This is a genomic window from Amycolatopsis speibonae, assembly GCF_042647925.1.
Classification (GTDB): Bacteria; Actinomycetota; Actinomycetes; order Mycobacteriales; family Pseudonocardiaceae; genus Amycolatopsis; species Amycolatopsis speibonae.
On record NZ_JBHRWK010000079.1, the window covers coordinates 26,019 to 38,466 of the forward strand.

General features: G+C 70.7%; 8 protein-coding genes. 6 read left to right on the forward strand and 2 right to left on the reverse strand.

Annotated elements, in window-relative coordinates:
- Positions 1 to 126 precede the first annotated feature (126 nt).
- The 6 genes from cmk to ACFOSH_RS36925 all read left to right on the forward strand — a co-directional run bounded on the left by cmk (position 127) and on the right by ACFOSH_RS36925 (position 9,655).
- On the forward strand, positions 127 to 831 hold the full coding sequence (gene cmk / locus ACFOSH_RS36900) for a (d)CMP kinase (RefSeq protein WP_378245341.1): 705 nt from the start codon (positions 127 to 129) through the stop codon (positions 829 to 831).
- Positions 828 to 1,502, forward strand: a complete 675-nt coding sequence (locus ACFOSH_RS36905) for a lysophospholipid acyltransferase family protein (protein WP_378245103.1) — start codon at positions 828 to 830, stop codon at positions 1,500 to 1,502. The genes cmk and ACFOSH_RS36905 overlap by 4 nt, the downstream gene beginning before the upstream one ends.
- A 3-nt stretch (positions 1,503 to 1,505) precedes the next feature.
- Positions 1,506 to 2,999: a ribosome biogenesis GTPase Der gene (der, locus tag ACFOSH_RS36910; protein ID WP_378245105.1), complete on the forward strand. Its 1,494-nt coding sequence runs from the start codon at positions 1,506 to 1,508 to the stop codon at positions 2,997 to 2,999.
- Between the two features lie 259 nt (positions 3,000 to 3,258).
- Complete coding sequence (locus tag ACFOSH_RS36915; protein ID WP_378245107.1) at positions 3,259 to 7,161, forward strand: Pls/PosA family non-ribosomal peptide synthetase; 3,903 nt, start codon at positions 3,259 to 3,261, stop codon at positions 7,159 to 7,161.
- A 20-nt stretch (positions 7,162 to 7,181) separates the two neighbouring features.
- On the forward strand, positions 7,182 to 8,594 hold the full coding sequence (locus tag ACFOSH_RS36920; protein WP_378245109.1) for a M1 family metallopeptidase: 1,413 nt from the start codon (positions 7,182 to 7,184) through the stop codon (positions 8,592 to 8,594).
- A 164-nt stretch (positions 8,595 to 8,758) separates the two neighbouring features.
- Positions 8,759 to 9,655, forward strand: coding sequence for a hypothetical protein (locus ACFOSH_RS36925; RefSeq protein WP_378245111.1), 897 nt, complete (start codon positions 8,759 to 8,761; stop codon positions 9,653 to 9,655).
- Here the strand turns inward: ACFOSH_RS36925 and ACFOSH_RS36930 are convergent.
- A complete protein-coding gene (locus ACFOSH_RS36930) occupies positions 9,610 to 10,812 on the reverse strand; it encodes an acyltransferase domain-containing protein (protein WP_378245113.1) in 1,203 nt (400 codons plus the stop codon). The two genes, ACFOSH_RS36925 and ACFOSH_RS36930, sit on opposite strands and share 46 nt — an antisense overlap.
- A 16-nt stretch (positions 10,813 to 10,828) precedes the next feature.
- Positions 10,829 to 12,442, reverse strand: coding sequence for a (2,3-dihydroxybenzoyl)adenylate synthase (locus tag ACFOSH_RS36935; RefSeq protein WP_378245115.1), 1,614 nt, complete (start codon positions 12,440 to 12,442; stop codon positions 10,829 to 10,831).
- Positions 12,443 to 12,448 lie beyond the last annotated feature (6 nt).

A 12,448-nucleotide genomic window follows, 5' to 3' on the forward strand; every position in this document is an offset into this window, starting at 1 on the left:
AACTTGATTCGGCCGCTTCGCCGTGGGCGGTCGAGGCCTGTCGTTCGCGACCAGGCAGAATGGACGTCGATCAGATGAGCGACGGATGAGCTGAGGAGAGTTTCGGTGGCGGGAGCCCTGCGTGGTGTGGTCGCGATGGACGGCCCGTCCGGGACCGGGAAGTCCACGGTTTCGCGGAAGCTCGCGACGAAGCTCGGTGCCGGCTATCTCGACACGGGCGCGATGTACCGCATGGCCACCCTCGCCGTCCTGCGCGCCGGGGTCGACCTGGCCGACGCGGACGCCGTCGCCGATGTCGCCCGCAAGGCCGAACTCGGCATCGGGACCAGCCCTGACGAAGCGGCCGTCACCCTCGCGGGCGAGGACGTCGCCGCCGAGATCCGCGGCGGGGACGTCACCACCGCGGTGTCGCCGGTTTCGGCCGTCCCCGCGGTCCGCGAACTGCTGGTCGACCGGCAGCGCGAGATCATCGCCGAGGTGCTCGGCCGGGTGGGCGGCATCGTGGTCGAAGGCCGCGACATCGGTACCGTCGTCTCGCCGGAGGCCCCGCTCAAGATCTTCCTCACCGCCTCGGCCGAGGTCCGCGCCGCGCGCCGCAGCGCGCAGGACTCCGCCGCCGGTCGTGAATCCACGCACGCCGTCGCGAAGGCCGCGGTGGAACGGCGCGATCGCCTGGACTCCACGCGGGCGGCGTCCCCGCTGCGAGCCGCCGAAGACGCCGTCGAGGTGGACACCTCCGCGCTCGACATCGACCAGGTGATCGTCGCCCTGGCGGAACTGGCCCTGCACCGCGGCCTTCTCGAAGGCTGCCCCGCCGAGGCCGCGCGGTGAACGCGAAAGGACTGCCCGAGGGCGCGAGCGACCCGTTCCACACCTTCGGCAGGGGGATCTCCCGGTTCCTCGTCCGGCCCGCCTTCCGGGTCAGGGTCCACGGCGCCGAGCGGGTACCGTCGACCGGTCCGGTGGTGTTCATGGCCAACCACAGCTCGATGGCCGAACCGGCGCTGCTGTTCGGAATGTTCTCGCGGCGCACCGCGTTCCTGGTCAAGGCGGAGCTCTTCCGGGGCTTCGTCGGCTGGTTCTTCCCGAAACTGGGCCAGATCCCGGTGAAACGGGGCGCGGTGGACCGCAAGCCGCTGATGGCGGCGGTCAAGGTGCTCGAAGACGGCGGTGCGGTCGGGATCTTCCCCGAAGGCACCCGCGGTCTCGGTGACGCCGAAAGCTTCGAGCGCGGCGCGGCCTTCCTGGTCCGCGCCGGGAAGGCGACCGTGGTTCCGGTCGCCACTCGGGGGACGTACAAACCCGCCGGCGCCAAGAGGCGCTGGCGGCCACACGTCGACATCATGGTCGGCGAACCTTTCACTCCCGAAATCGGGAAGGGAAGGACAGGGCTGGAGGAGGGAACCGAGCGGCTTCGTGTCGCGCTCGCGGACCTCGTGAAGGCACTGGACGAATGGCGCTTGGAGCACGGGCTCCAAGACACGCGACAGAATGTGAAGTAACTGATGAGTGAGTTTGACGGAGTCGGCGAGATCGACGGCTCCTGGTCCGACGAGTCCGAATTCACCGCGCTGGACGCGCAGATCGCCGCGGGCGAGGCCGAAGAGGAGGCGCAGCTCGCGCAGCCCGTCCTCGCCGTCGTCGGCAGGCCGAACGTGGGCAAGTCAACCCTGGTCAACCGTATTCTCGGCCGCCGTGAGGCGGTCGTGCAGGACGTCCCCGGCGTGACCAGGGACCGCGTCGCCTACGACGCCTTCTGGGCGGGCCGCCGGTTCACCCTGGTCGACACGGGCGGCTGGGAGCCGGACGCCACCGGGCTGCAGGCCTCCGTCGCCGCGCAGGCCGAGATCGCGATGGCCACCGCCGACGCGGTGCTGCTGGTCATCGACGCCAGCGTCGGCGCGACCGCGACGGACGAGGCCGCCTCGAAGGTGCTGCGCCGTTCGAAGAAGCCGGTGCTGCTCGTCGCCAACAAGGTCGACGACGACCGCCTGCTCGCCGACACCGCGTCGCTGTGGTCGCTCGGCCTCGGGGAACCGCACCCGGTCAGCGCGCTGCACGGGCGTAGCTCGGGCGACCTGCTCGACGCCATTGTCAAGGCGCTGCCGTCGATGCCGCGCGACGGCGACCGCGCCACCGCCGGCCCGCGCCGGGTCGCGCTGGTCGGCAAGCCGAACGTGGGCAAGTCCAGCCTGCTGAACAAGATCTCCGGCGAAGAGCGGTCCGTGGTGGACTCGGTCGCCGGTACCACCGTCGACCCGGTCGACTCGCTGGTCGAGCTGGACGGCGACGTCTGGCGGTTCGTCGACACCGCGGGGCTGCGCAAGCGCGTCAACTCGGCCAATGGCGCGGAGTACTACGCGTCGCTGCGGACCAAGACCGCGATCGACGCGGCGGAGGTCGCGATCGTGCTGCTGGACGCCGCGGAGCCGCTTTCGGAGCAGGACCTGCGGGTGCTGACGATGGTCGTCGAGGCGGGCCGCGCCTGCGTGCTCGCCTTCAACAAGTGGGACCTCGTCGACGAGGACCGCCGCCACGCCATGGTCCGTGAGCTGGACCGCGGCCTGGTGCGGGTGCCGTGGGCGGACAAGGTCAACATCTCGGCGCTCACCGGCCGGTCCGTGCGCAAGCTCGCGCCCGCGCTGCGGACCGCGCTGAAGTCGTGGGACCAGCGGGTTCCCACCGGCCAGCTGAACGGCTGGCTGGCCGACCTCATCGCCGCGACCCCGCCGCCGGTGCGCGGCGGCAAGCAGCCGAAGGTGCTCTTCGCGACCCAGGCGGGCATTCGGCCGCCGACGCTGGTCCTTTTCACCACCGGATTCCTCGAAGCGGGCTATCGGCGGTTCATCGAACGCAAGTTCCGTGAGCGATTCGGCTTCGAAGGCAGCCCCGTCCGGGTGAATGTCCGAGTGCGGGAAAAGAAGCAACGGCCCAAGGTCGGCGGAAAAGCGGCGGGCAAGTCAGCGGGTAAAACAGCCGGAAAACCAAAAACGCGCTGATTTCTCACGATGTAGGTGAATGGTTCACTGAGTGGACACGTCGATGACCTCGGGTTTCGGCGTGTCCACCGGTGAGTTTCGACACTCTGTCGAAACCCTGCCGAGATATGCCGTTGACCTGCGGTAAAGTGATTGGTCTGCTAGCGGGCGCCTCATTCGGAGAGCGAGCCCGAATGACGCACTTCGCGAAAGGTGTGATGGGCTTGCGCGCCCAGGGGTTTGTACTGCCCGATTCTGTCTTGCCCGTGGTGATGGCCCGATGACACTCACCGCCGATTCCCGGCCGATCGCCTGTGCCGCCGACATCACCGTCGCCCCGTCCCCGGCTCCCGCCGGCGACCGCGCCCTCTTCTGGTCCGGTCTCGGCGCGGGTGAGCGCACCCTGATCGACATCGTCGCCGAGACCGCCGCCCGCCACCCCAACGCCGGCGCGATCGACGACGGCGAGACCACGCTGTCCTACCGCAAGCTCGTCGAGGAGATCGACGCCTACGGCCGCAAGCTGACAGCCAACGGCGTCGGCGTCGGCGACCGGGTCGGCGTCCGGATCTCCTCCGGCACCGCTGAGCTCTACGTCGCGATCCTCGCCATCCTGTCCGTCGGCGCCGCCTACGTGCCTGTCGACGCGGACGACCCGGACGAGCGGGCCGAACTGGTCTTCGGCGAAGCCGACGTCGCCGCCGTCGTTTCCGATGGCGGCGCGATCGCCGTCCTCGGTTCGCCCGGCGGTATCGAGGGCTCGCCCGCTCCGGCCGACGACGCCTGGATCATCTTCACCTCCGGTTCGACAGGCAAGCCGAAGGGCGTCGCGGTCTCGCACGCCTCGGCCGCCGCTTTCGTCGACGCCGAGGCCCAGCTGTTCCTCACCGAGGAGCCGATCGGCCCCGGTGACCGTGTGCTCGCCGGCCTGTCCGTCGCGTTCGACGCGTCCTGCGAAGAGATGTGGCTCGCCTGGCGCCACGGCGCCTGCCTGGTCCCGGCGCCGCGTTCGCTGGTCCGCACCGGCGTCGACCTCGGCCCCTGGCTCGTCGCGCAGGGCATCACCGTCGTCTCGACCGTCCCGACGCTGGCCGCGCTGTGGCCCGCCGACGCGCTCGAAGACGTCCGCCTGCTGATCTTCGGCGGCGAAGCCTGCCCGCCGGAGCTGGCCGAGCGCGTCGCCGTCGAAGGCCGCGAAGTCTGGAACACCTACGGCCCGACCGAGGCCACCGTCGTCGCCTGCGCCGCGCAGATGACCGGCGAAGGACCCGTCCGGATCGGGCTGCCGCTGGCGGGCTGGCAGCTCGCCGTCGTCAACGAGGCGGGCGAGCCGGTCGCGATGGGCGAGACCGGCGAGCTGGTCATCGGCGGCGTCGGCCTGGCCCGCTACCTGGACCCGGAGAAGGACGCCGAGAAGTTCGCGCCGCTGCCTTCACTGGGCTGGCGCCGCGCGTATCGCAGCGGTGACATGGTCCGCGCGGAGGCCGAGGGCCTGCTGTTCCTCGGACGTCTCGACGAGCAGGTCAAGCTCGGCGGCCGCCGTATCGAACTCGGCGAGGTCGACGCCGCGCTCCAGTCGCTGCCCGGTGTGCAGGGCGCGGCCGCCGCGATCCGCCGCACCAAGGCGGGCAACCAGGTCCTCGTCGGGTACGTCGTGCCCGCCGAAGGCGTGAAGTTCGACCACGACGAGGCCGCGACCCGGCTGCGCGAGCAGCTGCCTGCCGCGCTCGTCCCGCTGCTGGCGCTGGTCGAAGACCTGCCGACGCGTACCTCGGGCAAGGTCGACCGCAACGCCCTGCCCTGGCCGCTGTCCACTGTGGACGCCGCGAAGTCCGGTCTGTCGCCGACGGAGAGCTGGCTCGCCGAAGGCTGGGCGGAGATCCTGGGCGTCTCGGTCGGCAACCCGAAGGCCGACTTCTTCACCAACGGCGGCGGCAGCCTGACGGCCGCCCAGCTGATCGCGCGGATCCGCACCCGGCACCCGCAGGTGTCGGTGAACGACATCTACGCCAACCCGAAGCTCGGCGCGCTCGCGTCGATGCTGGACGCGCTGAGCGGCCAGAAGACCGAACGCCGCGACATCGCGCCGACCCCGCGCAAGGCCGGGATCATCCAGTCGCTGCTGATGGTCCCGCTGATGGGCCTCGTCGGCCTGCGCTGGACGACGATCGCCGCGACGCTGTCGAACTTGCTGTCGCTGGCCGGTTTCGCCTGGGCTCCGACGCTGAACTGGGTGTGGATCGCCGTCGCGTGGGTCGCGCTGTTCAGCCCGGCGGGCCGGATCGCGATCTCGGCGACCGGCGCGCGGCTGCTGCTGCGCGGTGTCCGTCCCGGCAGCTACCCGCGTGGCGGGAGTGTCCACTTGCGACTGTGGACGGCCGAGAAGCTCGCCGAGTTCAGCGGCGCGGACAGTGTCGCGGGCGCTTCCTGGATGACGACGTACGCCAAGGCACTCGGCGCGCGGATCGCCAAGGACGTCGACCTGCACTCGCCGCCGCCGGTCACCGGCATGCTGAAACTCGGCCGCGGTGCCGCCATCGAACCCGAGGTCGACCTGACCGGGCACTGGGTGGACGGCGATCTCGTGCACATCGGCAAGATCCGGATCGGCGCCGACGCGCGGATCGGCGCGCGCAGCACGCTCTTCCCCGGCGCGCGGATCGGCAAGGGCGCGGAGATCGCGGCCGGGTCGACAGTCCGCGGCAATGTGCCGGCCGGGCAGCGCTGGGCCGGTGCCCCCGCCGCCCGTGCCAGCAAGGACGCGCCGAAGTGGCCGTCGAGCCGCCCGCCGCGTTCGCGGTTCTGGGCCGTGGTCTACGGCGCCACCTCGGTCGCGCTGGGGCTGCTGCCCGCCGTCGCCGCTCTGCCCGCCATCGCGGTGCTGGGCTACGCGATCGCCGGTGTGCCTTCGCTGGGCGCCGCGCTCGGCCAGGCGCTGCTGTTCACACCGCTCGCCACCGTCGCGTACTTCCTGACCTACGCTCTGCTCGTGCTCGTCGGCGTCCGTTCGCTGAGCATCGGCATGGTCGAGGGTTACCACCCCGTGCACGGCCGCGTCGCGTGGCAGGTCTGGGCGACCGAACGGCTGATGGGCATGGCTCGTGAGGGGCTGTTCCCCTTGTACGCCAGCCTGTTCACCCCGGTGTGGCTCCGGATGCTCGGGGCGAAGGTCGGCCGCAACGTCGAGGCGTCCACCGTCCTCGCGCTGCCGAAGATGACCCAGGTCGACAGTGGCGCGTTCCTCGCGGACGACACCATGGTCGCCACCTACGAACTCGGCCACGGCTGGCTGCACGTCGCTCCCGCGCGCATCGGCAAGCAGGCGTTCCTCGGCAACTCGGGGATGGCCGCGCCCGGTCGCTCGGTGCCCAAGCGTGGCCTGGTCGGCGTGCTGTCGTCGGCCCCGCTGAAGGCGAAGAAGGGCTCGTCGTACCTCGGGATGCCGCCGCTGCCGGTCCGCCGGTCGGTCGGCGAGTCCGACACGAGCCGCACCTTCACGCCGCCGCTGCGGCTGAAGGCGGCCCGCGCGCTCGTCGAACTGTGCCGGATCGTGCCGGTGATGTGCGGCGTCGCGCTGACCGTGCTGGTCGCCGCCGGGATCTTCGCGCTCGCGTCGTCCTTCGGGTTCTTGGTCGCGGTGCTGCTCGGCGGGCCGCTGCTGCTCGCCGCCGGCGCTTTCGCCGCGCTGACCGCCACCGCGATGAAGTGGCTGCTGGTCGGCCGGTTCCGCGCTGTCGACCACCCGCTGTGGAGTTCGTTCGTCTGGCGTAACGAACTCGCCGACACCTTCGTCGAGGCGCTCGCGGTGCCGTGGCTGATCGGTTCGCTCGGCGGCACGCCGCTGCTGCCGGCGTGGCTGCGGACCATGGGCGTCAAGATCGGGCGCGGGGTGTGGCTGGAGACGTACTGGCTGCCCGAGTCAGACCTCGTGAGCCTCGGCGACGGCGCGACGATCAACCGCGGCTGCGTCGTCCAGACGCACCTTTTCCACGACCGGATCATGACGATGTCGCCGGTGACCCTGGACGAGGGAGCGACGCTCGGGCCGCACGGTATCGTGCTGCCTGGCGCGAGCATCGGCGCGCGGACGACCGTCGGACCGGGGTCTCTGGTGACCCGGGGCGACGCGGTTCCCGCCGACTCGCGCTGGCTGGGCAATCCCATCTCGGCCTGGACGAAGTAGGGAAGCGGGGTCTTTCGCGGGTGATTTCGAAGGCCTCCGCGCAGCCCTCGCCCGGCGCGGACACCTCCGGCGACTCCTATCTGCCTCATCACGGTAACGGCGGTTACCGGGTCCGGCACTACGATCTGGAGCTGGACTACAAGATCGGTCCCAACCGGCTGTCGGCCTCCGCGGCCATCACCGCGGAGGCGACGCAGGCGCTGTCGCGGTTCACGCTCGACTTCGGCGAGTTCCGGATCAACCGGGTCCTGGTCAACGGGAAACCGGCCAAGTACACGCGGCGTGCGCACAAGCTCCAGGTGAAGCCCGCGAAGTCGCTGGCGCCCGGTAGCGAGTTCCTGGTCGAGGTCTACTACGTCGGCAACCCGCGTCCGCTTCCCGGGCTGTGGGGCGACATCGGCTGGGACGAACTGACCGACGGTTCCCTGGTGGCGAGCCAGCCGGTCGGGGCGCCGTCGTGGTTCCCGTGCAACGACCATCCGGCGGACAAGGCGACCTACCGCGTCGCACTGACGACGTCTTCGCCGTATCTCGTGGCCGTCACGGGGAACCTGGTGTCGCGGCTTTCACGCGCGAGCACCACTCGGTGGGTCTTCGAGCGCCCGGAGCCGACGCCGACGTATCTGATGAGCGTCCAAATCGGACGGTACGACGACGTCGAACTGGTCTCCGGTCCCCAGCCCGGTTGGTTCTCGCCGCCCTCGGTCTCGGCCTACCGGATCAGCCTCGACGGTGACTCCGTGGTTTCGTCGGTCCCGCAACGGGCCGCCGTGCCGCCGCGCCTGCGCCGGGCCTTTTCGCGCGATTTCGGGCGGCAGGGCCGGATCATGGATTCGCTGCAGCGACTGTTCGGGCCGTATCCCTTCGGCGAGTACGTCATCGTGGTCACCGACGACGACCTCGACGACCCGATCGAAGCGCAGGGCATGTCGATCTTCGGCGCCAACCACGTCGACGGACGGCGCACCCACGAACGGCTCGTCGTGCACGAACTGGCGCACCAGTGGTTCGGCAACAGCCTGACCGTCGCCGACTGGCGGCACATCTGGCTGAACGAGGGCTTCGCGACGTACGCGGAATGGCTCTGGTCCGAGGAATCCGGCGGGCAGAGCGCGCACGCGTGGGCGAAGACGTGGCACGCGCGGATGAAGGCGAAGCCCGCGGATCTGCGTCTCGCCGACCCCGGGGTGTCGCGGATGTTCGACGAGCGGGTGTACAAACGCGGCGGCCTTCTATTGCACGCCTTGCGTTCCTTTGTCGGCGATGAGGTCTTCTTCCCGCTGGTGAAGGCTTGGGCGGTGGAGAACCGGCACGGTCTGGTGACCACCGCTGGTTTCGTCGCGCTCGCGGAACGCTTCGCTGGGCGCTCGCTCGCGGCTTTCTTCGACGCTTGGCTGGACGCTCCGGCGCTGCCTCCGCTTCCGGCTCCCTGACGCTTTGTCCGGTGCCTTGAAGGCCACCTTCAAGACGCTCAACGTCCTCAAGGTGGCCTTCAAGACACCGGCGAGTTATCCACAGTGATGCTGGTGTGGCGAGTTGTCCACAGATCGCTGGAAGGCCCTGGCGTGGTGTACGCCCGGTCGCTGACGATCATGAGGTGAAAACCGGAGAGTGGGCCGACGATCCAGAGCGGCTCTATCAGCACAGCCGTGGCGGCGTGATCACGGTCGCTCGGCTCGTGGAACTCGGAGTTCCCGCCAGAACCTGCTACCGGCGCTGTCAGCCGGGGCGTCCCTGGCGGCGGTTGCTGCCGGGAGTGCTGCTGCTCGCCACAGGCGAGCCCAGTTATCGGCAGTTGATCGAGGCGGCGTTGCAGTACGCCGGCCGGGATGCGGTGGTGACGGGCGCGGCGGCCTGCCGTCGCCGAGGTCTGCGTGCGGTGCCCGCCGGGGCAGCGCGAGTGCATCTCCTGGTCCCGCATGAGCACAAGATCAGCAGTTCCGGCTTCGTGATCGTCGAGCGCACGACACGGATGCCACGACCGCTCATCGAGGAGGGTGTTCCCGTGGCCCCGTTCGTCCGAGCCGTTCTCGACCTGTGCCGAAGGCTCAGTTCCCCCTCGGCGGTTTCCGCTTTGCTCGCCGAGGCGGTGCAGTCGGGCGGGCTGAGCCCAGCGGCGCTTCACCACATCGTCGCCGGTGCGCGGTCGGTCGCCGAGATCGACGCGATGAGCGTATGGCGGCTCTCCGGTCTGCCCGAACCGAGCTGGAACCGCCCACTCCGAGATGAAAACGGCGAATACGTCGCGACTCCCGACGGCTACTTCGCAGAAGTCGCTCTGGCCTGGGAGATCGACTCCTACGACTTCCATTTCACGAAGCAGGACTACGCGAGGACCCTGGAGAGGAACGCCAGGTACGCCGCGGCTGGGATCGCCGTGCTGCAAATCCTGCCGAGTCGTCTTCGAACAGAGCCGGAGGAGGTCGCCAAAGAACTTCGTGCGTCGTATCAGGCCGCCGGGGGCCGGAAGCTGACCGGCGCGCCCGCGCAGTGAAGTGCCCCGACCTGCGTCCGGAAACGCAGCAGCGCGTCGCCTCCCCGGCGGATGCTGGACAGCACCGCGGCCTCCCTGTCGCCCGCGTTCTCCCGCAGCGCGTGCGCGAGCAGCGGATGCGGTGAGATCTCGACGAAAGCGCGGTGCCCGTCGTCGAGTGCCGCCTGGACCGCCGCACTGAACCGGACCGGGCGGCGGAGGTTGGCTGTCCAGTAGGCCGCGTCGAAAGCGGCCGGGGACTTCGGATCGGGGAGGACGGTCGAGTACACGGGAACCCGGGCGGGTGCGGGCCGCAGACCGGACAACTCGGTGCCCAGATCGGCCAGGATCGGTTCCACCAGCGGGGAATGCGAGGCCACCTCGACCGGGACCAGTTTGGCCATCAGGTCCCGGGCGGCCCAGCGCTCCACCAGGGTCCGCACGCGGTCCCGCCCGCCGGCGACCACCGTCGACGTCGGACCCGAGTGTGCGGCGACGGTCACTTCGGGGACGTCGGCGAGTTCCGCGTCCACGGTGTCCCAGGGGAGGGCGACCATCGCCATCGCGCCGGTGCCGGCGACGCGCCGCATCAGCCGGGAGCGGCGGCAGATCACCGCCACACCGTCCGCTGTGGACAGTGCGCCGGCGACCACCGCGGCGGCCGTCTCGCCCATGGAGTGGCCGATCACGGCGGCCGGTTCGGCACCGTGGGCGCGCCAGGCCGCCGCGAGGCCCAGTTGCATGGCGAACAGGGACGGCTGCACCTGTTCGATCCCTTCCGCTGTGCCGGAAAGCGCGTCGTGCAGGGAGAAACCGGCTTCGGCGGCGATCAGCGGGGCGAGCCTGCCGATCTCGGCGGCGAACGCCGGTTCCCCGTCGAGCAGCGCCCGGCCCATCCCCGTCCACTGCGAGCCGTGGCCGGAGAACACCCAGACCGCGTTCCCGGTGGTGACCACCTCACCGGTGGCGGCCCCGCTGGAGGGTTCCCCGGCGGCGACCGCGCGGAGACGGCCGGTCACCGAGTCCCGGTCCTGGCCGACGACGACGGCGCGCCACGGGCCGTGCCGTCGGTCGGCGAGTTCCTTGGCGAGCGCGGGCAGCGGATCGGTCCGGTCCGCGAGCGCGGCGGCCTCGGCCGCCAGCAGCGCTCGCGAATCGGCCGAGAGCGGGAAGAACATCGTTTCCTCCACCGGATCAGCCGAGGTAGCGGCGGGCGAGCGCCTTCTTGTCGATCTTGCCGACCGCTGTCGACGGCAGTTCGTCCACGACCGCGAACCGGTCCGGAGCCTTGTACGCGGCCACGCCCCGGTCGCGGAAGAAGGCCTGGAATTCGGCCATCGACGGCGCTTCGCCCGAGCAGACCAGGAACGCCACCGAGCGTTCGCCTAGGACGGCGTCCGGCTCGGGCAGCAGGGCCGCGGCGATCACTCCCGGGCAGGCGAGCAGATGGCCTTCGACCTCGGTCGCGTCGATCTTCTGGCCGCCGCGGTTGATCTGGTCCTTCGCCCTGCCGACGACGTTGAGGTGGCCTGTCGGCAACTGCTGGACCAGGTCGCCGGTGCGGTAGAAGCCGTCGGCGGTGAAGGCCCGGGCGTTGTGCTCGGCCGCGCGGAAGTAGCCGGGCAGGGTGTACGGCCCGCGGGTGAGCAGTTCACCCGTCTCGCCGGGCGCGACCTCGACGTCGTCCGGATCGACCACCCGGACCTCGTCGTCGGCGGAGATAGGCCTGCCCTGGGTGGTGTGCACGAGCTCGTCCGGATCGTCGAGCCTGGTCAGGCACAGCAAGCCCTCGGCCATGCCGAACACCTGCTGCAGGCGGCAGTCGAAGGTCTTGGTGACCGCGGCCGCCAGATCGTCGGCGAGCCGAGCGCTGCCGACCTGCAGGATGCGAAGGCTCGACAGATCCGTGTCGCCGTGTTCGTGCTCCGCGATCCAGTGCGGCACGAGCGGCGGGTTGATCGCGGCGATCGTCACCCGCTCCCGGGCGATCAGCTCGAAAGCCGTCCGTGCCCCCGCCGAGGGGGCGAGCACGACCCGTCCGCCCGCCTGCAGGACACCGAGCATGCCGGGGCAGCTCATCGTGTAGTTGAAGGCGATGGGCAGCACGGCGAGGTACACCGAATCCTCGGTCAGCTCGCAGAGTTCCGCGGCGCGCCGGGAGTTGTAGGCGAAGTCGTCGTGCGTCCGCGGCACCAGCTTCGGCATCCCCGTCGTGCCACCGGAAAGCAGCAGCAGCGCGAGGTCGTCCGGCCGCGGCGGATCGACCGGGTCGGGGCCGGGTTCGTCGTCGAACAGGTCGGCCAGCGCGAGGAAGCCCTCGTGCCCACCGGTGTCGCCGGCGACGATCACGTGCCGGATCCCGGCGTCACCGCGGACCCGGGCGGCGAGTTCGCGGTAGTCGAACCGGGCGTGCCGGTCCGGGATCACGTACGCGACGGCCTCGGCCACCGCGGCCAGATGTGTGATCTCGTTGCGGCGGTGCGCCGGCATGGCGTGCACCGGCACCACCCCGAGCCTGGTCAGCGCGAACCACAGGAGCACGAATTCGGCGCGGTTCGGCAGCTGCACGATCACCTTGTCACCGCGGCGCAGCCCGAGCCCGGCGAGCCCGCTCGACAGGCGCCGGACGGCGGTGTCGAGCGCCGCGTAGGTCCACCGGCGGTCGCCGTCCACCAGCGCGACGCGGTCGGCGTGGCGGACCGCCCAGCCCGACAGCTGCTCGCCGAAGGTCGTTCCCTGCCAATGGCCGACGGCCCGGTACCGCCGGGCGGTTTCGTCGGGCCAGCCTGGCCAGTCCCGCTGTTCCATCCCCGG